Below are 21,520 nucleotides of genomic sequence, written 5' to 3'. Positions count from 1 at the left end.
GCGGCCCATGGGCCGCCCTTGATCCTTTTTAGCGAATGGTCGCCATCTTTCTGACGCAGGCCTGCTCCCTGTCATCCACCCGCTTGGCGAACCAGGCGGTGGTGAGGTTGCGGGTGATCTTGGGGCTCTTTAGCTGGATGCCGGGCAAGATGGCGCGAGGCTGGCGCTTGCCCGCCTGCTGGTCGGCCAGGGCGAAGACCCTGTAGTAGAGGTCGGTCTTGGCAAACTCGCTGCTGTCTCCCAGCTTCAGGCTCTGGTGGATGGCCTGCTTGCTCATGTTGACGCGGCTGGCGATGCTGTGCACCGCCAGCTCCGTCTTGCCGGGCAGATCCGAGTCGTAGCGGACGAGATCCCCGTCCAGGGCCAGGGGCTTGCCGCTGACCCGGCTCACCGCGGCCTGGAAGGCGGCGTTGCGGCTCGCGTACCAGCCTGCATTGAAGTCGGCGAAACGGTAGAGGGTGTCCGGGTAGTCGGCGGGATAGCCGAAGATGTGTCTGGTGCCAAACCAGATGCCGCCACGGCGGGTGAACACCTCGTGGCGGATGGACTCCTTGACGGGATAGGGGTAGCCCCGGGCGTTGGCCTCGGCAAAGGCCACGCTCACCTGCATGGGGCCGCCGGTGCGCACCGGATTGAGGTCGCCAAAGAGCCGTCTGCCCATGGGCAGCATGCCTATCATGTCCTCGAAGATCTCGCTCATCTCCCGCTCGGTGCGAAGCTTGTCGATGCGTTCGGCATAGCTCTTGCCAGTGGGGGAATTGATGGAGAGGGCCGTGCGCACCACGAACTCGGGAATGAGCAGCTTGGCAGCCCGGGCGTTGATCTCCTTCCAGGCAATCTTGTTGAGGTTGGGCACCACGGGATCCGCCTGATAGGTGGCCTCCTGCTCCGCCACCGCCAGCACGCTGCAGACATTGTGATCGCTCACCGTCAGTCCCTGCGTCGAGAGCGCCGTCACCACGTCGTTGGCCCAGCCCGGCTTGTCTGGCACCTGGCGCGGCAGGAAGCGCACGATGCGGCTCTTCATGTCGGCCGGTTTTTGCGGCTGCATCGCCTTGGGCAGCTTGGCGATGGCCGCCGCATCCTGTACCGGGGCAAGGGGTTCGCTGGCGCAGCCCGCCAGCACGGCGGCAGCCAGCAGTGCGCCGAGGCGCCAGGGGGCGAAGGAATAACGGTGAGAGGGGATCATGAAGGCTTCCTAGGGTGCGGGCCCCTCATCCCGGATGGGAGCCCCGAACGCAAACAGGGGGCCATTGTAGTGGATGGGGCGGGCAATCTGAAGGGCGCAGGCCTGCCTGGCATCATCACGCCAGCTCGACCCGGTTGCGCCCCCGCGCCTTGGCCTGGTAGAGAGCCAGATCGGTGCGCCGGATCCACTCCCCCACCTCTTCCCCGGCGCGGCAGGTGCCGACCGCCAGACTGACGGTGAAGGGAATGCCTTCCCCCGCCCCCAGCGCCTCGGTCTCGCTGCGGATCCGTTCAGCCAGATCCCGGGCCTGGCTGCTCGAAAACCCGGGCAGCAGCATGGCAAACTCTTCGCCCCCCAGGCGCGCCGCCACCCCGTCCGGTGGGCAGAGGCGGCGCAGCAGGGTGCTGAAATCTCGCAGCACATCGTCACCCGTATCATGGCCGTGACGATCGTTGATCTGCTTGAAGTGATCGAGGTCCAACAACAGGAGCGGCGTGCCCTCCTCGGCGTGGGACGCCAGCACGACGCGAAACGCGCGGCGATTGGAGAGCCCGGTGAGCTCGTCGGACATGGCCAGAGACGAAAGCCGCACCTGGGTGCCATACATCTGTTGCACCATCAGCAGTCCGCCCCAGGCCGTGGCGACCATGCCGAGACTGCGCAGGCTGTCCTCCACGGTGGAGAGCCACCAGGGCTGGAAGTAGGCCTCGTCCATCAGATCTATGGTGCCCGACACCAGCCAGCCCCCGAGACCCAGGGTGAGGAAAAGATAGGTTCGCGGAGATAGCGCGGCACACTGCACCACCCAGAACATGAACAGCAGGGTCAGCACATTGATGATCTCGGCCAGGGCGCCGATGGTGTAGAGGTTATGCTCTGGCAGGCGCGCGAAGCTGGCGGCATCCAGGCCCGACGTCAGCAACAACAGGCATAGCAGGCAGAGCAGAGCGAGACGGCGGCCCGGGGGCAGCGAAAAGAGTCTGGCGGGGTGCACGGACAATCTGAGAGGGGACTTCATCATAACGCTGTCTCCAAAGGGCATGTCCTCCATCACCAGCGGCCACTCGGCCACCCGATCAGCCTGATGTCCCAGGGCGCCGCCCAGGATTGCATGACCGTCCGTATTGTGAGCCAGTTTTTCCATAAAAAACAATCCCCTCACCATATGGTCAGGGGATGCTTCATGCGGTTGCGCCGCCATCCTATGGCTCAGGGGCCATGTCGCCGCCTCAGGCGCTCTGGCGCAGGGCCTCGACCTGGGCGGCGCCGTTGATCACCGCCTGCAAGGAAGCACTGACCACGTCGCGGCCGATGGCGACCCCGCACTGGCGCTTGCCATCGACGCTCAGCAGCACATAGGCGGCAGCCCGGGACTCGGTGCCGGCGCTGAGGGCATGTTCGGAGTAGTCCAGCACGTCGATGTGCATGCCGGTCTGGCGCTGCCAGCCGTTGACCAGGGCCGTGATGGCCCCTTCCCCCTCGCCATCGAGTTGCAAGCTGCCGCCCGGGGTCTGCAGCTCGAGGCGCAGGCTCTCCTGGCTGTCGCGACCAAGCTGGAAGCGGCCGATGCGATAGCCGTGGGCGGGCTCCAGATAATGCTGCTCGAACAGGGCGCGGATCTGCTCCGGGCTCACCTCGCTGCTGCTGGCCTCGGCCTGGGCCTGTACCCGGCGGCTGAAGTCGATTTGCAGCCAGCGCGGCAGTTGCAGGCCCAGATCGCGCTCCAGCAGATAGGTGACCCCTCCCTTGCCGGACTGGCTGTTGATGCGGATCACCGCCTCGTAGCTGCGGCCCAAATCTGCGGGGTCTATGGGCAGGTAGGCCACGTCCCAGTAGTGATCCGGTTTTTCTGCCGCCAGGGACTTGCGGATGGCGTCCTGGTGGCTGCCGGAAAACGCCGTGTAGACCAGCTCGCCGGCATAGGGGTGGCGCGGGTGCAGGGCAATCTGGGTGCAGGCCCCCACGGTGGCGACGATGGCATCCATGTCGGACAGGTCCAGCTCGGGATCGATCCCCTGGCTGTAGAGGTTCATGGCCATGGTGACGATATCCATGTTGCCGGTGCGCTCCCCGTTGCCAAGCAGGGTGCCCTCGATGCGATCGGCCCCCGCCAGCACCGCCAGCTCGGCAGCTGCCACACCGCAACCTCTATCGTTGTGGGTGTGGATGGAGATGCTCACCTCGGGGCGCGCCTTGAGGTGGCGGCAGAACCACTCCACCTGATCCGCGAACACGTTGGGGGTGCTCACCTCCACAGTGGCGGGCAGGTTCAGGATCATGGGGCGGGCGGCGGGGCGCCACTGGTCGATGACGGCGTCACACACCTCGACCGCAAACTCCACCTCTGTGCTGCTGAAGCTCTCCGGCGAGTACTGGAAACTCCACTCTGTGCCCGGATTGCGGTCCGCGTACTCCCGCACCCAGCGCGCCCCCTGCACGGCAATGGCCTTGACCCCGTCGCGACCTGTGTTGAACACATAGTTGCGCTGGGTCGGGTTGACCGAGTTGTAGACGTGGACGATGGCCCGTTTCGCCCCCTTGAGGGCCTCGAAGGTACGGGCGATGAGATCTTCTCTGGCCTGCACCAGCACCTGGATGGTGACGTCATCGGGAATGAGATTGCGCTCGATGAGTTCGCGCACAAAGTCGAAGTCGGGCTGGGAAGCCGCCGGGAAGCCCACTTCTATGTGCTTGAAGCCGATGTGGGTCATCAGGGCCCACATTTGCAGCTTCTGGGCCACCGTCATGGGCTCGACCAGCGCCTGGTTGCCGTCCCGCAGATCCACGGCGCACCAGGTCGGGGCCCGCTCAAGCACCCGGTTGGGCCACTGCCTGTCCGCCAGAGCGATGACGGGGGCCGGGCGGTATTTGCGATGATCGAAGCTCATATTCTGATTCCCTTGGCTGATGTCCTTGAGGCGCGGCGCCGTTGCGGGCGATGAGGGGCAGCAACGACACGACTGGGCTGGCAAGCAGACGGGGTAAGGAGAGGGAAGCAGGCTGGCGCGGTAACGTCGGCCCTGACGGTTGCGCAGGCGGTAACCCCACAACCGGTTTCCTGTGACCCCGGTGGATGACCGGGGCCGGCCTGGGTTGCCGGATAAGCAACTGGCCCTGATCCTCGCACCCCGCTCTTGCAGGCGCAGACGACCTTGTGTGATGAGAAACCAGTATAGGGAAGTAATCCGGGTGAGAGATTGCAAAGATTGCAGTAAAAGGCACAAATTACGCAATCATTGCCTGCCAAATGGCTATTTAAGGGATAGTTAAACCTTTTTATAGCGTTCCCCGCTCAGCTTGTCCCTGACGACACGGGCACACAACAAAAACCCCGCCAGTGCTGGCGGGGTTTTTCATGGCTCGCAACCTGCGTGCAAGAGCGGGAGCACATCTCCCGCGCTGCCCTTAGCGGTTATTGACCTTCTGATGCAGCTCCTGCACCGAGTTCACATTGGCGGTGGCATCGACGCTGATGGCCATGCAGGTGGCAAAGGCCGCGTGCAGCGTGGTGGTGTAGGCCACCTTGTGCTGCAGGGCACCGCGGCGCAGCTGCTTGGAGTCCTCGATGGCCTGACGACCCTCGGCGGTGTTGACGATGTAGGTGTACTCGCCATTCTTGATGCGATCCAGAATGTGCGGACGACCTTCGTGCACCTTGTTGACCAGACGCGGGTTGATGCTCGCTTCGCCTAAGGTCACGGCGGTGCCGTGGGTGGCGTCCAGCTCATAGCCGAGCTCCAGCAGCTTGGCGGCCAGGTTGACCACCCGCTCCTTGTCGCCGTGGCGCACGGAGAGCAAGGCGCGACCTTCGCTCGGCACCTGGTGACCGGCACCCAGCTGGGCCTTGGCGTACGCCTCGGCAAAACTGCTGCCCACCCCCATGACTTCGCCGGTGGAACGCATTTCCGGCCCCAGCAGCGGGTCGACACCCGGGAACTTGGCGAACGGCAGCACCACTTCTTTCACCGAGTAGTAGGGCGGGATGATCTCTGTGGTGAAGCCCTGTTCTTTCAGGCTCTGACCGGCCATGACCCGGGCGGCGATCTTGGCGAGCGGCGCACCTGTGGCCTTGGAGACGAAGGGCACGGTACGGGCAGCGCGCGGGTTCACCTCGATGAGGTAAATCACGTTCTCTTTCACCGCGAACTGCACGTTCATCAGGCCCACGACGCCGAGCTCCAGCGCCAGCTTGCGTACCTGCTCGCGCATCTCGTCCTGGATGGCCTTGGACAGGGTGTAGGGCGGCAGGGAGCAGGCGGAGTCACCGGAGTGGATACCGGCCTGCTCGATGTGCTCCATGATGCCGCCGATGACCACGTCCACGCCGTCACAGATGGCGTCCACGTCCACCTCGGTGGCGTCGTCCAGGAAGCGGTCCAGCAGCACCGGCGACTCGTTGGAGACGCTCACGGCTTCCGCGAAGTAGCGGCGCAGGTCCTGCTCGTCATAGACGATTTCCATGGCGCGGCCACCCAGCACGTAGGAGGGGCGAACCACCAGGGGATAGGTGATGCGCTCGGCCAGCAGGACTGCCTGCTCCAGGGCGGTGACGGTGCCGTTTTCCGGCTGCTTGAGGCCAAGGCGCTCGACGGCAGTCTGGAAACGCTCGCGATCTTCCGCGCGGTCGATGGCGTCCGGGCTGGTGCCGATGACAGGCACGCCGTTCGCTTCCAATGCTCGCGCAAGCTTCAGCGGGGTCTGGCCACCGTACTGGACGATGACGCCCTTGGGCTGCTCGACCCGCACGATTTCCAGCACGTCTTCCAGGGTCACCGGCTCGAAGTAGAGGCGGTCGGAGGTGTCGTAGTCGGTGGAGACGGTTTCCGGGTTGCAGTTGACCATGATGGTCTCGTAACCGTCTTCGCGCAGGGCCAGGGCCGCGTGCACGCAGCAGTAGTCGAACTCGATGCCCTGACCGATGCGGTTCGGGCCGCCGCCGATGATCATGATCTTGTCGCGGCCTGTGGGTGCAGCCTCGCACTCCTCGTCATAGCTCGAATACATGTAGGCGGTGTTGGTGGCGAACTCGGCCGCGCAGGTATCGACCCGCTTGTAGACCGGGAAGATCTCGTGACGGGCGCGCAGCTTGCGCACCTCGGTCTCGGCCACGCCCAGCACCTTGGCCAGGCGGGCATCGGCGAAGCCCTTGCGCTTCAAGGCGCGCAGGAAGTCGGCATCCAGGCCCGCCATGCCGCGCTCTTTCACCTGCTCTTCCAGCTTGACGATCTCTTCGATCTGCACCAGGAACCAGGGGTCAATCTTGGTCAGCTTGAACACGCCGTCCATGGAGAGACCGGCGCGGAAGGCATCGGCGATGTACCAGATCCGGTCGCTGCCGGCATCCTGCAGCTCATGGCGGATGCGGGTCAGGGAATCGGGGGCGTTCAGATCCACCATGGGGTCGAAGCCGGTCTTGCCGGTCTCGAGGCTGCGCAGGGCCTTGTGCAGGGACTCCTGGAAGTTGCGGCCAATGGCCATCACTTCGCCGACGGACTTCATCTGGGTAGTGAGACGGTCGTTGGCACCGGCGAACTTCTCGAAGTTGAAGCGCGGGATCTTGGTGACCACGTAGTCAATCGCCGGCTCGAAGGAGGCCGGGGTGCGGCCGCCTGTGATGTCGTTCATCAACTCGTCCAGGGTGTAACCGATGGCGAGCTTGGCGGCGATCTTGGCGATGGGGAAACCGGTCGCCTTGGAGGCGAGCGCGGAGGAGCGCGACACTCGCGGGTTCATCTCTATGATGACCATGCGGCCGTCTTTGGGGTTGATGCCGAACTGGACGTTGGATCCGCCGGTCTCGACGCCGATCTCGCGCAGCACCGCCATGGAGGCGTTGCGCATCAGCTGGTACTCCTTGTCGGTCAGCGTCTGGGCTGGCGCCACCGTGATGGAGTCACCTGTGTGGATCCCCATGGGGTCGAAGTTCTCGATGGCGCAGACGATGATGCAGTTGTCGTTGCGATCGCGCACCACCTCCATCTCGTACTCTTTCCAGCCAATCAGCGACTCATCGATGAGCAGCTCCTTGGTCGGGGAGAGATCCAGACCGCGCTCGCAGATCTCGACGAACTCTTCGGTGTTGTAGGCGATGCCGCCGCCTGAACCACCCATGGTGAAGGAGGGACGGATGATGCAGGGGAAGCCCACTTCGGCTTGAACCTTCCACGCCTCTTCCATGTTGTGGGCGATGCCGGCCCGCGGGCACTCCAGGCCGATGCTGCGCATGGCCTTGTCAAAGCGGGAGCGATCCTCGGCCTTGTCGATGGCATCGGCGGTGGCGCCTATCATCTCGACACCGAATTCGGCCAGCACGCCGTGCTTCTCCAGATCCAGGGCGCAGTTGAGCGCGGTCTGGCCACCCATGGTGGGCAGCACGGCATCCGGACGCTCTTTCTTGATGATCTCGCGCACCACTTCCCAGGTGATGGGCTCGATGTAGGTGGCGTCCGCCATCTCGGGGTCGGTCATGATGGTGGCCGGGTTGGAGTTCACCAGGATGACGCGGTAGCCCTCCTCGCGCAGGGCTTTGCAGGCCTGGGCGCCGGAGTAGTCAAATTCGCAGGCCTGACCGATGACGATGGGGCCGGCGCCGAGGATCAGAATGCTCTGTAGGTCGTTACGTTTTGGCATGGCTCTCTTTATCCTCTTAGGCGCGATACTGCTTAATCAATTCAATAAAGTGGTCGAACAGACCGGCACAATCGTGCGGGCCCGGGCTCGCTTCGGGGTGCCCCTGGAAGCTGAAGGCCGGACGGTCGGTGCGATGGATACCCTGCAGGGAGCCATCGAACAGGGAGACGTGGGTGGCGCGCAGGCACTCGGGCAGGGTGCTCTCATCTACCGCAAAGCCGTGGTTCTGGGCGGTGATCATGACGGTGCCATTGTCGAGATCCTTGACCGGGTGGTTGGCGCCGTGGTGACCGAATTTCATCTTCACCGTCTTGGCGCCGGAGGCCAGCCCCAGCAGCTGGTGACCCAGGCAGATGCCAAACACCGGGGTGTTGGTGCCGAGGAAGGTCTTGATGGCTTCGATGGCGTAGTCGCACGGCTCGGGGTCACCTGGGCCGTTGGAGAGGAAGATGCCATCGGGGTTCATCGCCAGCACCTCGGCAGCCGGGGTCTGGGCCGGTACCACGGTCAGGCGGCAGCCACGGTCAACCAGCATGCGCAATATGTTGCGCTTGACGCCGAAGTCGTAGGCCACCACATGGTATTTGACGTCGCTCGGGGTGACATGCCCCTTGCCGAGCTGCCAGCTACCTTCAGTCCAGCGGTAGGATTCGCTCACGGTCACTTCCTTGGCAAGATCCATCCCCTTCAAACCGGGGAAGGCGCGGGCCTGGCTCAGGGCGTGGGCCTCGTCCAAATTTTTGCCAGCCAGGATGCAGCCGTTCTGGGCGCCTTTCTCCCGCAGGATACGAGTCAGCTTGCGGGTATCGATGTCGGCGATGCCAACGATGTTGTGGGACTTGAGGTAATCGGAGAGAGATTGCTGATTGCGGAAATTGGAGGCAAGTATCGGAAGGTCACGGATGATCAGGCCCTGGGCATGGATCTGACTGGACTCTTCATCTTCGCTGTTGGTGCCGGTGTTGCCTATATGGGGGTAAGTGAGGGTGACTATCTGACGGGAATAAGAGGGATCGGTGAGAATTTCCTGGTAACCCGTCATCGACGTGTTGAAAACCACTTCACCAACGGAACATCCCTCGGCGCCTATCGACACGCCTTTGAACACAGTTCCATCTTCCAGCACTAGCAATGCAGTGTGATTCAAGACAACCTCCAGTTATTTAGCTTTAAATTCAGCAATTTACCTGGGTGTTGCGGCTCGATTCCCTCGTCGAAACTGGGGGTCGAACCGGCAGATTTCTGGCAAATTGGGCGCATTCTACTCAAAAATGATGTCATTTCAACGTCTTTCCACAAAAGAAATGCATCTAAATTCAATAAAAAAGCAACATTACCCATTATCTATGCAGTTGACTGCAATGCAACCCCCAGCAACAAAAGAAAATATCACCCTGGTCACCAGGGTGGTGCCATGCGCCAACCAAACTGCAAAAACCAAATAAAAGGAAAGCAATAACAACAACATATGAAATCAATAAAAAAATCAATTCACTGATAAAGCCCTATTTCAAGCCAGTATATTTCACAAACCCAATGGAAAACGTTTTTCTTGATTTGAATTTTTACGCTAACTGACATCATGTAAAAAAGCCGTGTAACAAGGGGATGGAGCGGCCTTTCTGTTCACCCTTTTCTGACAACTCGGGTGCCTGCGCACGCAACCAGATCCGATGAGTGTGATTTATGGCGCTTTGAGATAAAAATCTGAACATCAGCCCTGTTTAATACATAAAAAAAACCCCGGCGGCCCGGGGTTCTCTTCGTCACTTCAGGTTCAGCACGTCCTGCATGTCATACAGGCCCGCCGGCTGCTGTCGCAACCAGGCGGCGGCTCGCACCGCCCCGTTGGCGAAGGTGAGCCGGCTCGAGGCCTTGTGGCTGATCTCCACCCGCTCGCCGATGTCGGCAAACATGACGGTGTGCTCCCCCACCAGATCCCCGGCGCGGATGGTGGCAAAGCCGATGGTGTTGCGATCCCGCTCGCCGGTGATCCCCTCGCGGCCGTAGACGGCGCACTCTTTCAAGTCACGTCCGAGCGTCCTGGCCACCACTTCCCCCATGGAGAGGGCGGTGCCGGACGGTGCATCCACCTTGTGCCTGTGGTGCCCCTCGATGATCTCGATGTCGGTGTACTCCCCCATCACGCGAGCGGCCTGCTCCAGCAGCTTGAACACCAGGTTGACGCCGACCGAGTAGTTGGAGGCGAAGACGATGCCTATCTCGCCGGCCGCGTCGTGCAGGGCCTGCTTGCCCGCCTCATCGAAACCTGTGGTGCCGATCACCATGGCCTTGCCATGGGCACGGGCGAACGCCAGGTTGGTCAGGGTCACCTCGGGGCGGGTGAAGTCAATGATGAGATCAAACTCATCGCGCACCTTGTCCAGATTGTCGCTGATGGTCACGCCCAGCCGGCCCAGGCCATTGAGCTCCCCGACATCCAGCCCGATGAGCGCAGAGCCGGGGCGCTCCAGCGCCGCACCGACCACCACGCCCTCGGTGTTGGTGATAGCCTCAATCAACACCTTACCCATACGACCATTACAGCCCATCACGGCCACACGGATCGGATTGTCCATCTCCACCCTCTCATCTGTTGTCATGCTTTTTGGAAAGAGACAGTTCTACCAGCCCTGAGCGCCTTTGAAAAGCCATGATGCCACCACAGCTTGCTGTGGGCGCCAAAGGCGCCGCCAACCGGGCAGGCCATAGCCTCATTTTTGGTCGCAGGCCGCTTTTCGTCGTATCACTCAACCATTTGGCAGACCGGGTACCAGCTGATAGGTTCGAATGAGTGGGTCCAGAGCGACGCCCATGTCGATATCAAGCGAGGTGAAAGGATGAGTGCTGGATTGCTGTTTGCAGTGGGTCTGGTGTCACTGGCTCTGGTCGCCCTGGTTGCGGCACTGTGGTTTGGCGGTCCGGGCCCGGCACCGGCGATGGCCAGCATCAACGACCCTTTCAAAGGGAGTGACTGGAGCGGCATGCCGCCCCTCTCAAGATACCCGGCGCGTGACGGTGCGCAGTTGGCCTATCGGTACGATGGCGCAGAGGACAACAAGGTTCGAGGCAGCGTGGTACTGGTTCACGGCTCTTCTGCCAGCAGCCAGAGCATGCACAAGATGGCAAGCGCCTTCTCGCAAGCAGGATACGATGCCTACGCCCTCGATATTCGCGGCCATGGCGCATCCGGCAGCAAAGGCACCATTGCCTACATAGGTCAGCTCGAAGACGATCTGGACGATTTCATCAAGGTGGTGGCCCCCAGCAAGCCTGCCACACTCGTCGGTTTCTCCTCAGGAGGTGGCTTTGTCCTGCGTTTTGCCGGCAGCTCGCGACAAACCCTGTTCGACAACTATCTGCTTCTCTCCCCCTATCTCGGCCCCACGGCCCCCAACTACCGGCCCAACAGCGGTGGCTGGGTGCGTGTCGGCATTCCCCGCCTCATTGCACTGAGCATCCTCAACAGCGTCCATATTTCCGTGCTCAACCATCTGACCGTGCTGAATTTTGCCCTCAATGAAGAGGCGACATCCCTGCTGACTCCCTCCTACTCCTTCAACCTTGCCTCGAACTTTCAGCCAGAGCGCAACTACCAGCAAAACATGCGCAATGTGCACGGCCCCTGCGCCGTGATCGCCGGCGCAAATGACGAAGCCTTTCAAACCGATCAACTTGAACCTGAATTGAGGCGCCTCGGCATCCGGTGGCCTGTCACCATACTGCCCGGTATTGGCCACATTCCGCTGACGCTGGAACAGGGCGCCATCGCGGCAGCCGTTCAGGCGGTGCATGAACTGGCGCAGTGACCGCGCAGCCCCAGCCTGTATCCATTCGCTCCGGAAATACCCGCACCATGCTCAGCGTCAAGAGGAGCGGCTGACGCTCGGCCACAAGAGCAGGTCCCCAGATAGCCTGCCCCCTCCTATGCTTTTTCGCTCTCACCTCATTGAAGGCACGCAATACCGCTAGAGACTCACTCGCTGACCCGCATGATGCCGAACAATAAACACACAAATATTGTTTTACCGAATATTATCTGGACATTTAAATAAAAACAGAATGCGCAGATAAAAACACCTATCCGTCTGGACGTCTATCTTGACCGAGCGGGGTTGACTCACTACTGTGGGCCCCCAATGCGGCAGGATGCCCGCCCTGTTTTCCCCTATCCCTATCCGATAAAGGCACAAAGCAGTGCATGACAGGAGGTCATTGTTCAATTTCAGAGGAACACATGATCCAGACCCAACCCAGTGCCAGGGCCTTGCTGCCACTTCTGGTTTTTCTCGCACTCTTTATCGGTACCGGTACCTGGCTGACCCTGCAGGGGGTGGAGTTCGCCTTCTATCAGTTGCCTGCCCCCGTGGCGGCGCTGCCGGCTGTGGTTCTGGCCCTGTTGCTGGGCAAGGATGGCTTCAACCAAAACCTTGAAACCTTCTTCAAGGGGGTGGGCGACAGCAATATCATGGCCATGTGCCTCATCTATCTGCTGGCCGGCGCCTTCGCCGCCGTGGCCAAGGCCACAGGCGGCGTCGATGCCACAGTGGCGCTCGGTCTGTCGCTCATCCCCGGCTGGTGCCTGCTGCCGGGTCTGTTCCTCATCTCTGCCTTTATTGCCACCGCCATGGGGACTTCCATGGGCACCATAGGTGCCGTGGCCCCGGTCGCCCTCGGGGTGGCCCAGGCCGCCGGCATAGACCCCGTGCTGATGGCGGGCACCATCCTCTCCGGCGCCATGTTCGGCGACAACCTCTCCATCATCTCGGACACCACCATAGCCGCGACCCGCAGCCAGGGCTGCGAGATGAAGGACAAGTTTCGCGAGAACATCAAGATTGCCGCCCCCGCCGCCGTGCTGGTGATCCTGCTCTACCTCACCCTCGGCAACGTGGGCGACGCACCGGCGCCCCAGGGGGATATCGACCTGCTCAAGGTGATGCCTTATCTGCTGATCCTGGGGCTGGCCCTGGCGGGGGTGAACGTGTTCGTGGTGCTCGGCCTTGGCATCCTCTGCGCCGGCCTGGTGGGCATGGCGGCGGGTTACCCCCTCGGCCAGTTCAGCAAGGACATCTATCAGGGCTTTACCGGCATGCAGGAGATCTTCCTGCTCTCCATGCTGATCGGCGGCCTCGGCGCCCTGATGGAGCGTCAGGGTGGACTGGCCTGGATCAGCAAGCGCATCAGCGCCCTGATTGCCCGCTTCACTCGCCAGCACAATGGCGAACAGAACGAAAAGGCGGCCGAACTCGGCATCGCCGGGGTGGTGGGGTTCACCAATGTCTGCACCGCCAACAACACGGTTGCCATCATAGTGGCCGCCAAGGTCTCCCGGGAGCTGGCCGAGCGCCACGGGGTCACCCCGCGCCGTGCCGCCTCCATGCTCGACATCTTCTCCTGCGTGGTGCAGGGACTGATCCCCTGGGGGGCTCAGGCGCTGCTGCTGGGCTCCATCTTCGCTCTCTCTCCCCTGGCCGTGGTGAGCATGAGCATCTACCCCATGGCGCTGGCGCTTTCGGCCCTGGCCGCCATCTTCATCAAGCATCAGTGGCGCCAAACTGCGTGACCCGGCCCTGGCCCTGCCGGGCGGATCCATGATGGGTCGTTTGCCAGGACTCCACTCCTTGCTATGGTAGGGCCAGCCATCATCTTCACGGAGTCGCCATGTCAGACAGACAATCCCTGCGCCAGCTTGTGCGCGAGCGCAGGCGCGCCCTCACCCCGGCCGAACAACAGGTCGCAGCCCGGCAGCTGCTGGCCCAATGTCAGCAGCATCCCCGGATAGGGGCGGCCCGTCACATTGCCCTCTACCTGGCCAACGATGGCGAGCTCGACACCCGCCCCCTGATCGACTGGCTCTGGAGCCAGGACAAACGGGTCTACCTGCCGGTGTTGCACCCCTTCAATCCGGGTCATCTATTGTTCTTGCACTACACGGCGACCAGCCCCATGACCCGCAACCGCTTCGGCATCCCTGAGCCCGAATTCGATGAGTTGCGCCTGCGGCCCCACACCAGCCTGGATATCCTCTGCACCCCGCTAGTCGCCTTCGATGCCACGGGCAACCGGCTCGGCATGGGGGGCGGCTATTACGATCGCACCCTGACTCGCTGGCAGAGCCACCAGGAGGGCCCCCTGCCCCTGGGGATCGCCCACGACTGCCAGCAGGTGGAGACCATTCCCTGCGAGAGCTGGGATGTGCCGCTGCCCGAGATCATCACGCCGAGCAGGCGCTGGTGTTTCGAGGCCCGCTGACGCCCCTCTCCCCGCTTCCCCCGGGTTGCACCGCCCGGGGGAAGCGGGGCGATCGACCAACAAACAGGCAAACGATTTACATCTTGCGCTTTTTCTCCCCATAACGTGAGCGCAGTGGTCGCCCCCGGGATCACTCTTGGCTATAATGCGCCCGCTTTTTCCCTAAGGATTTACCATGACCCAAGATGAAATGAAGAAGGCGGCCGGCTGGGCTGCGCTCAAATACGTGGTACCCGGCACCATCGTCGGGGTGGGCACAGGCTCTACCGTCAATCACTTTATTGACGCCCTTGCCACCATGAAGGATGAGATAAAAGGGGCCGTCTCCAGCTCCATCGCCTCCACCGAACGCCTCAAGGGCTATGGCATCCAGGTGTTCGACCTCAACGAGATCGACGCCCTCTCCATCTACGTGGATGGCGCCGACGAGATCAACGCCAGCCGCGACATGATCAAGGGGGGCGGCGCCGCCCTGACCCGGGAGAAGATTGTCGCCGCCGTGGCCGATCAGTTCATCTGCATCATAGACAACACCAAGACGGTGGACGTGCTCGGCACCTTCCCGCTGCCGGTCGAGGTGATCCCCATGGCCCGCGAATACGTGGCCCGCGAGATCCGCAAACTCGGCGGCAACCCGGTCTGGCGTGAAGGGGTGGTGACCGACAACGGCAACGTCATCCTCGACGTCAAGGGCATGGCCATCGAAGACGCCAAGGGACTGGAACAACAGCTCAACGGCATCGTCGGCGTGGTCACCAACGGCCTGTTCGCCCACCGTGGCGCCGATGTGGTGCTGATGGGCACACCGGACGGGGTGATCACCCAATAAGTCCATGCCAAGCAACCGCTGGCTGACTGAGACAGATCGCCCAATGTGCCCACTCAAGTAGCCGCATCCGGGTTGATGCACGACCCGCTCGTCCTGATACGGATGTGGTGCTGATTGGCTTACGGGCGATCTTCCGGTCAAGCCATGGGACAGAGGGCGCCGGCCACCTCGCCCCGTTGCGATGTCGCCGGCGCACTTTGCCGTTATCGGCGCGCCGCCTGGCTGATGGCGCCATTATGATGACGCTTCTGGACACTGACGCCGATTGACATCAATTTGATTTAACTGTCAGTGACTTACGGCTCCCCGCTTACAACTATCGTTGAAAACTTAAAAGAATTTGACTTTGGTCACAAATATTCCCTCTGCCGGTTGTTTTTGCTACTTTACTGTTTTCTTCACATACCATACCTGCACTGATTTAGAGGGACCGTCATGACCGTCAAGTTCTCGCTCGACAAGGATAAGATCAAGGTACTGCTGCTGGAGGGGGTTCACCCCAACACGGTAGAGACATTTCGCGCCGCCGGTTATACCAATATGGATTACCTGAAGACCTCCCTGAGCGAAGAGGATCTGATCGAGCGGATCCGCGACGTCCACTTCGTCGGTCTGCGCTCCCGCACCCAGCTCACCGAGAAGGTGCTGGACGCCGCCCAGAAACTGTTTGCCATCGGCTGTTTCTGCATCGGCACCAACCAGGTTGACCTCAAAGCGGCCGAACTGCGCGGCATCCCCGTCTTCAACGCTCCCTTCTCCAACACTCGCTCCGTCGCCGAACTGGTGCTGGGGGAGATACTGCTGCTGATGCGCGGCATTCCCGAGAAGAACGCCAAGTGCCATCGTGGTGTCTGGGAAAAGCTCGCCAACCGCTCGGTAGAAGCCCGTGGCAAGAAGCTCGGCATCATAGGTTACGGCCACATCGGCACCCAGCTGGGGATCATCGCCGAGAGCATCGGCATGAAGGTCTACTTCTACGACATCGAGAACAAATTGTCGCTGGGCAACGCCATCCAGGTGCCAAGCCTGGTGGAGCTGCTCAACATGTCTGATGTCATCAGCCTGCACGTACCCGAGACCGCCTCCACTCAGGATCTGATCGGTGCCGAGCAGCTGCGCATGATGAAACCGGGCTCCATCCTGATCAACGCCTCCCGCGGTACCGTGGTGGACATCGATGCCCTGGCCGACGTCATCAAGAGCGGCCATTTGAGTGGCGCCGCCATCGACGTCTTCCCAAGCGAGCCCAAGTCCAACGACGAGGAGTTCGTCACTCCCCTGCGCGGCCTGGACAATGTGCTGCTCACCCCCCATATCGGTGGCTCGACCCAGGAAGCTCAGGAGAACATCGGCCTGGAAGTGGCCAGCAAGCTGGTCAAGTACTCCGACAATGGCTCCACCCTGTCGGCAGTCAACTTCCCCGAGGTCTCCCTGCCCGGCCACAAGGGTTCCAGCCGCCTGTTGCACATTCACCGCAATCAGCCCGGCGTCATGAACCAGATCAACCAGATCTTCGCCGAAGAGGGGATCAACATCGCCGGCCAATACCTGCAGACCAGCAGCGAGATAGGCTACGTGGTGATCGACGTGGAGACAGAGCACAGCGAGAAGGCGCTGGCCAAGCTCAAGGAGATCTCCGGTACCTTGCGGGCCCGTATCCTGCACTGATCACACAGGCACCATGAAAAAGGGCTCCTCTTGAGGAGCCCTTTTTGTCGGTCGTGTCTTGCTCAGTCGAGCAGGAACACGGCCTCCACATTGTCGCTGATGCTGATCTCGTGCTGCTCGTAGCTGGCATCGGCCGCCTCGGGCGCCGCCGCCATGGCCCCCATCTTGAGACCACGGGCATACACGGGGGTAGGCGTCGCACTGCGGTACTCTATGCTGTACACCTTGCCCAGGGTCACACCGAATGCCTTGGCAAGAGACTGCGCTTTGGCACGGGCATCTTCCACCGCACTGATCCTGGCCTGCTCGCGGGCAGCCAGAGGATCCTTGAGACCAAACTCAATCTGGGACACGGACTCCAGTCCGGACTTGAGGGCGGTATCCATCAGCTGGCTCAGCTTGTCCAGCTGATAGAGCTTGACCGCCAGCTGGCGCTGGGCGCGGTAACCAACCAGCTCCGCCTTGCGATTTTGCGGATACTGGTATTCCGGCGAGATCACCAGATTGCCGGCCTCCACATCGCTGCGTTTGATCCCCAACCCCTCAAGCTGGCCGAAGAAAGCGGCCACCCGGCTGTCGACCTGCTGCTTGGCATCTATGCCCTTCTTCTCCAGCGCCGTGACGGCGACCCGCAGGGTCAGCATGTCGGGCTCCACCTTCTGCTCGGCATAGCCGCTCACCAGCAGATGCGGGGCCTCGGGGAGCGCAACCGCCCAAGCGGTGGCACTGCTGCAAAACAGACACAGGGAGAAAACTGAACGCCACATAGCGAATACCTCAATCAGGATGATGGCGGCATTATGCCCGTGGCAGGCACGGATTCATACATCATGGTAGGGGGGCAACATATCCAGTACCTGATTGCTCATGTCCAGGCTGATGCTGATCTCGTTCACAGCAGGGGCCATCGGCGAGGCCTGCTCGGGCGCACCGGCCAGCTCCGGCAACGATGTCTCCTCATCGAAGTGAAACGAGTCCCACGACAGAATGTGTCCTTCGCTCGGGGAAGCCACCTCTATCGCCGCCCCCGACTCCCCCCAGGATGACCAGTCAAGGGGATCGGCACTGGCCAGCAGATCATGGGGCAAGGCGGTCAGGCTCTGCAGGGAAGACTCCTGCTGACCCAGCCCATCACCAAAGAGCAGCACCAGGTGAGGTGGCTCCACTCCCACATAGGGGACGAAAGAGAGACTCATGGCGGCGAAGTCCACGTTCAATACCCCCGCGACCTCACCGTCCTCGTTCTCTATCTCGAGTCCGGTCAGGCTGCTGCCATCGAGCTGGGTCTGATAGGCAAAGCGACCGAAACAGCTGATGCTGCCCTGCCCGTTCCAGCTATAGCGAATGCCATCGATGTCAACCCAGTTAAATGGCTCCATACCGTCCTCACCGCATCAGAGTCGCCTATCTTAACGCCCTTATCCCTCAAGCGACAGGGGGCAGGCATACCTGCCCCCTCTCCCCCAATCAAGGATTGGGGTCCACCTTGAGGTTACCATCCTCGAGCAACTGCCGGATGATGTCCTGATTGCTACTCAGAGCGCCGCCCTGGTTCAGATCGGGGGCATTCTGGAAGCTGAGGGTCAGCTGATCTCCTCCCGCCGCGCTGCCGTTGACATCTATGGTCAGGGTATGGTTGTTGGTGTCAAACGTCAGATAGCTGTTGAGTGTGTTGGCCAACACGTTGTTGTCGGCACTGAGCGGCACATCGACCAGCAGCTGGGAGAGATCCAGCACGTCACCATTGATACCCAGGGTGAGGTCGGTGAGGATATCGGTACTGCCATCCCCGTCACCGGCAACCCACTTGAAGGTATCCTCGCCAGCGCCCCCGGTCAGGGTATCGGCCCCCAGGCCTCCTATCAGGGTGTCGTCACCTATGCCACCATCCAGCACATCGACACCCTCCCCTCCCAGCAACACATCATTGCCTGCGTCGCCGAACAGATTGTCGTTGCCAGCCCCCCCTTCGATATGGTCACTACCTCCGTTGCCATGAAGGGTGTCATTGCCGTCATGGCCGAGCAGCACATCATTGCCCGCCGTCCCGTTGAGCGCATCGTTGCCACTGGTGCCCTCGATGGGAACCAGAGCGGCCGCAGCCGTGGAGCCGATGTTGATGGTGAGCTGGGCCGTATCCTGATCCCCGTCGTTTTGCATTACCTGATAGGTGAACACATCGGACTGGCCGACACCGCTGAGGTTTGAGTTCGGGGTGTAGGTATAGTCTCCATCGCTGTGGATCTCGAGGGTGCCGTAGAGCCCGGCCACCGTCTGACTGGTGGTCACAGTGCTGTAACTGCTGCCATTCCAGATCTTGAGCACAGAGACTTCGCTGCCCAGTGCATCGACTGCTCCCCAGGGATCGCTGCTGTTCGGATTATGGTTGGGGTCCGTCAGCACATTGCCCTGGGCGGCCATGATGGCAATGGCCGTCGTGGCAGCGGCCGTGATGTTGAGCCTGATGTTGTCCAGCTCCAGGCGAGAGTCACCACTGCTACCACCATCGAGCACAGAGAAGTGAACGCGATAACGGGTGCCCGCCTCGAGCTCGCCCGTGGTGAGGCTGGTGGTAGATCCTGGATCCGCCGACAGGAAACCGCTGTAACCCGTGCCAGTCTGTTGTACCCAACTGGTACCGTCAAACTTGTACAGACTCCAGGTCACCACATCGTTGCTGTTCACGTTGGCCCTGTCGTAATCGAAGCTGAGGGTGGTGGTACCGCTTGCGCTGGTCACGAACTCCGGCGTCAGCATTTCGACGCCCCCCGCCGATGAGCCATTGTTATCGACCAGGCGCAATTCATCACTGCTGGTGTTGACGGTGGCATCCAGGTAGGAAAGACCTGTCCCGCCCTGGGTGCTTACTATCCACTTGTCACCATTGTTCACAATGGCGCTGGCGATCGTATTCCCCCCCAGATCGATCACAGTGGTATTGCTACCCGAGGTGTCATAGACCCAGGGGTTATATCCAGAGCCGCTGCCGTTGGTCGTAGTCTGGAAGTTGGCCAGCGTGGTCGTGGAGGTGTCGCCCGGCACAGAGATCTCGTACACCAGCGCCTCATTGCTGTTGTCATAGACGATAACGTCGCTCGAATCCGTGGTGATCAGGTTCAGCACCCCTGTCTTCACATCCCCATCGGCGTCGCTGATGGTGTAATGGAAGGTCTCGGTGTAGTCATCTGCCACATCCAGCGACAGGCTGTAGCTGTAAGCCCCTGTCAACAAGTTGACCGAGAGGGTGCCCCCGCCATGGGTAGGAATGGTCAGCACGTGGGTCACGGGGTTATAGCCGGAGTATGCCGTGGTGTAGACGACATCCGGTGTCGCCGGATTGCCATCGGCATCGTGGGAGATGCTGGTGATGGGCAAGGCGGCAGGGCCATCGGCACCAAAGACCACCCCCGCATCGACCAGCAGATTGCCCGTGGTCGGCACCTGCACAGTCCCCGAGAGGGTGCTGGCCAGCTGGCTCAGATCCGTCACTATGATGGCCGGCTGTTCTGCTCCGGTGGCGCCGTTATAGGAGATTGGCTCCAATGCTGTCGCCGACGCACCGCCCCCCATACCAAGGGCGTAGGCCTTGATCTCATTGTCGGTCAGGAAGGTTTGCCAGGCAGCCTGCTCGGCTACATTGATACCGTCACTGCCAGAACCAACCACATCGGGCCAGCTGGTGCTCTCGGTCGGATCCCCATCGGAAAGGAAGTAGAGCACGTTTTCTCCTCCGATGATCCTTCCTGCCGAATCATAGGCAGACATGGCCTTGATCAGAGCATCGTCATAGTCTGTCCCACCGTTGCCCAGACCATCCGTGATGTCATCGATCACATCCAGCGCCTCGGTCGCCGTCAGCCAGATCTCGCCGGATCCGAGGAAGTTGGTGGTCGCCGTGCTGGCAAACCCCACCAGTCTGACCATGACGTTGCCCAGATCGTCATAGTCGTTGATCAGTTGCAGAATGGAGGCCTTGGCCACGGCCATACGGGTAGCAAACCCAGTCGCCTCTGCATCGAAGTCCATGCTGCCCGAGGTATCCAGGATGATCATCAGGTTGACACCTGGGTTGGAGAACTCCTCTACCCGGGTATTGAGTTCCTCTGGCTGCACCGGCACGTCATCCACTATCTGCACGCTCAGGGTGTTGTTGGCGGTGTCACCGTCGCTATCCACCAGGGTCACCGCGAAGTCTTCAAACAGGCTGTTGTTGCCATTGCCATTGGCGTGCGCTTCGTTGTCCAGCAGGCTGTAGCTGTAGCTCACCAGCCCGGTCGCCGCATCGTAGCCGGTGATGGTCAGGGTGTTGCCCAGCGGGGTCGCCACGCTCTGCGGCAAGCTCGCCGCCACGCCGCCACTCACCAGGCTGATGCCCCCCACGCTCAGGGTCTGTACCCCGTCCGGCGCGCTGATGTTGAAGCTGCCAGTGACCGTGGTCGACTCCTTGCTGGTGTCCGACCCCGCCGATTCGCCCGTACCCCGGTTCGCCAGCAGGTCGTCCTCGTACACGATGGCGTCGCCACCCTCGCCTTTCGGGATGAGGTTGGTGATGGTCACCCCGTCATCGTCGTTCTTGATGGTCAGGGTCAGGGTCGCCGTGCTCACGTCGCCGTCACCGTCGGTCAGGGTGTAGGTGAACACTTCGCTGCCCGTGCTGCCCCCCGGCAGCGCCACGAATTGGGGATCCAGCGGCGCCAGGGTGTAGCTGTAGGTGCCATTGGCATTGAGCACCAGGCTGCCGTAGGTGCCGGTCAGGTTGGCCGCGGTCACCGCCGCGCCATCCGCCCCCTGCACGTCATTGCTGATGACATTGCCGTTGAGGATGAGGTTGTTCTCGCTCGCCGTGGCCGGGTTGCTGTCGTTCACCGCCGTCGGCACGTCATCCACTATCTGCACGCTCAGGGTGTTGTTGGCGGTGTCACCGTCGCTATCCACCAGGGTCACCGCGA

At 61.6% G+C, this 21,520-nt stretch carries 15 protein-coding genes; 6 read left to right on the top strand and 9 right to left on the bottom strand.

Annotated elements, in window-relative coordinates; genetic code table 11:
• Positions 1–28: 28 nt before the first annotated feature.
• The 5 genes from BN1119_RS14415 to carA form a co-directional block, all read right to left on the bottom strand.
• On the bottom strand, positions 29–1,189 hold the full coding sequence (locus BN1119_RS14415) for a DUF1615 domain-containing protein (protein WP_041999337.1): 1,161 nt from the start codon (positions 1,187–1,189) through the stop codon (positions 29–31).
• A gap of 115 nt (positions 1,190–1,304) precedes the next feature.
• Positions 1,305–2,210 carry a GGDEF domain-containing protein gene (locus tag BN1119_RS14410; RefSeq protein ID WP_167335480.1) on the bottom strand — a complete coding sequence of 302 codons (906 nt, stop codon included), beginning with the start codon at positions 2,208–2,210 and terminating at the stop codon, positions 1,305–1,307.
• A gap of 208 nt (positions 2,211–2,418) precedes the next feature.
• Positions 2,419–4,077: a 2-isopropylmalate synthase gene (leuA, locus tag BN1119_RS14405; RefSeq protein WP_041999334.1), complete on the bottom strand. Its 1,659-nt coding sequence runs from the start codon at positions 4,075–4,077 to the stop codon at positions 2,419–2,421.
• 517 nt (positions 4,078–4,594) lie between these two features.
• A complete protein-coding gene (carB, locus tag BN1119_RS14400) occupies positions 4,595–7,819 on the bottom strand; it encodes a carbamoyl-phosphate synthase large subunit (protein WP_041999331.1) in 3,225 nt (1,074 codons plus the stop codon).
• A 16-nt stretch (positions 7,820–7,835) separates the two neighbouring features.
• On the bottom strand, positions 7,836–8,966 hold the full coding sequence (gene carA / locus BN1119_RS14395) for a glutamine-hydrolyzing carbamoyl-phosphate synthase small subunit (RefSeq protein ID WP_041999328.1): 1,131 nt from the start codon (positions 8,964–8,966) through the stop codon (positions 7,836–7,838).
• Here carA and BN1119_RS20520 point away from each other — a divergent pair.
• Positions 8,958–9,278, top strand: a complete 321-nt coding sequence (locus BN1119_RS20520; RefSeq protein ID WP_157438668.1) for a hypothetical protein — start codon at positions 8,958–8,960, stop codon at positions 9,276–9,278. The genes carA and BN1119_RS20520 overlap by 9 nt on opposite strands.
• Positions 9,279–9,585: 307 nt before the next feature.
• Here BN1119_RS20520 and dapB read toward each other — a convergent pair whose 3' ends face one another.
• Positions 9,586–10,398: a 4-hydroxy-tetrahydrodipicolinate reductase gene (dapB, locus tag BN1119_RS14390; RefSeq protein WP_041999325.1), complete on the bottom strand. Its 813-nt coding sequence runs from the start codon at positions 10,396–10,398 to the stop codon at positions 9,586–9,588.
• Positions 10,399–10,659: 261 nt separating this feature from the next.
• Between dapB and BN1119_RS14385 the strand changes: the two genes are divergently transcribed.
• From BN1119_RS14385 to serA, 5 genes are all read left to right on the top strand, one after another.
• On the top strand, positions 10,660–11,628 hold the full coding sequence (locus BN1119_RS14385; protein ID WP_041999322.1) for an alpha/beta hydrolase: 969 nt from the start codon (positions 10,660–10,662) through the stop codon (positions 11,626–11,628).
• Positions 11,629–12,056: 428 nt separating this feature from the next.
• Positions 12,057–13,385, top strand: a complete 1,329-nt coding sequence (locus BN1119_RS14380) for a Na+/H+ antiporter NhaC family protein (protein WP_041999319.1) — start codon at positions 12,057–12,059, stop codon at positions 13,383–13,385.
• Positions 13,386–13,483: 98 nt separating this feature from the next.
• Positions 13,484–14,074 carry a 5-formyltetrahydrofolate cyclo-ligase gene (locus tag BN1119_RS14375; RefSeq protein ID WP_041999316.1) on the top strand — a complete coding sequence of 197 codons (591 nt, stop codon included), beginning with the start codon at positions 13,484–13,486 and terminating at the stop codon, positions 14,072–14,074.
• Positions 14,075–14,249: 175 nt separating this feature from the next.
• Positions 14,250–14,903 carry a ribose-5-phosphate isomerase RpiA gene (gene rpiA, locus BN1119_RS14370; protein ID WP_041999313.1) on the top strand — a complete coding sequence of 218 codons (654 nt, stop codon included), beginning with the start codon at positions 14,250–14,252 and terminating at the stop codon, positions 14,901–14,903.
• Positions 14,904–15,338: 435 nt separating this feature from the next.
• Positions 15,339–16,571 (top strand): phosphoglycerate dehydrogenase, encoded by a 1,233-nt coding sequence (gene serA / locus BN1119_RS14365; RefSeq protein WP_041999310.1) that lies wholly within the window; start codon positions 15,339–15,341, stop codon positions 16,569–16,571.
• Positions 16,572–16,633: 62 nt separating this feature from the next.
• Here the strand turns inward: serA and BN1119_RS14360 are convergent, their stop codons facing one another.
• From BN1119_RS14360 to BN1119_RS14350, 3 genes are all read right to left on the bottom strand, one after another.
• Complete coding sequence (locus BN1119_RS14360; protein WP_041999307.1) at positions 16,634–17,338, bottom strand: SIMPL domain-containing protein; 705 nt, start codon at positions 17,336–17,338, stop codon at positions 16,634–16,636.
• A gap of 54 nt (positions 17,339–17,392) precedes the next feature.
• Positions 17,393–17,950 carry a hypothetical protein gene (locus BN1119_RS14355; protein WP_041999304.1) on the bottom strand — a complete coding sequence of 186 codons (558 nt, stop codon included), beginning with the start codon at positions 17,948–17,950 and terminating at the stop codon, positions 17,393–17,395.
• Between the two features lie 88 nt (positions 17,951–18,038).
• The coding region (locus BN1119_RS14350; protein ID WP_052448069.1) for an Ig-like domain-containing protein at positions 18,039–21,520 on the bottom strand (3,482 nt) is incomplete at its 5' end.

The sequence above is a fragment of the Aeromonas bivalvium genome, assembly GCF_000819765.1.
In the GTDB taxonomy this organism is placed as follows: domain Bacteria; phylum Pseudomonadota; class Gammaproteobacteria; order Enterobacterales; family Aeromonadaceae; genus Aeromonas; species Aeromonas bivalvium.
This window is presented reverse-complemented; position numbering and strand designations above follow the sequence as displayed.

Excerpts from the sequence above, each read along its gene's own strand:
- BN1119_RS14415 (WP_041999337.1), bottom strand. The coding sequence starts at position 1,189 with ATGATCCCCTCTCACCGTTATTCCTTCGCCCCCTGGCGCCTCGGCGCA.
- BN1119_RS14410 (WP_167335480.1), bottom strand. The coding sequence starts at position 2,210 with ATGATGAAGTCCCCTCTCAGATTGTCCGTGCACCCCGCCAGACTCTTT.
- leuA (WP_041999334.1), bottom strand. The coding sequence starts at position 4,077 with ATGAGCTTCGATCATCGCAAATACCGCCCGGCCCCCGTCATCGCTCTG.
- carB (WP_041999331.1), bottom strand. The coding sequence starts at position 7,819 with ATGCCAAAACGTAACGACCTACAGAGCATTCTGATCCTCGGCGCCGGC.
- dapB (WP_041999325.1), bottom strand. The coding sequence starts at position 10,398 with ATGGACAATCCGATCCGTGTGGCCGTGATGGGCTGTAATGGTCGTATG.
- BN1119_RS14385 (WP_041999322.1), top strand. The coding sequence starts at position 10,660 with ATGAGTGCTGGATTGCTGTTTGCAGTGGGTCTGGTGTCACTGGCTCTG.
- BN1119_RS14380 (WP_041999319.1), top strand. The coding sequence starts at position 12,057 with ATGATCCAGACCCAACCCAGTGCCAGGGCCTTGCTGCCACTTCTGGTT.
- BN1119_RS14375 (WP_041999316.1), top strand. The coding sequence starts at position 13,484 with ATGTCAGACAGACAATCCCTGCGCCAGCTTGTGCGCGAGCGCAGGCGC.
- rpiA (WP_041999313.1), top strand. The coding sequence starts at position 14,250 with ATGACCCAAGATGAAATGAAGAAGGCGGCCGGCTGGGCTGCGCTCAAA.
- serA (WP_041999310.1), top strand. The coding sequence starts at position 15,339 with ATGACCGTCAAGTTCTCGCTCGACAAGGATAAGATCAAGGTACTGCTG.
- BN1119_RS14360 (WP_041999307.1), bottom strand. The coding sequence starts at position 17,338 with ATGTGGCGTTCAGTTTTCTCCCTGTGTCTGTTTTGCAGCAGTGCCACC.
- BN1119_RS14355 (WP_041999304.1), bottom strand. The coding sequence starts at position 17,950 with ATGGAGCCATTTAACTGGGTTGACATCGATGGCATTCGCTATAGCTGG.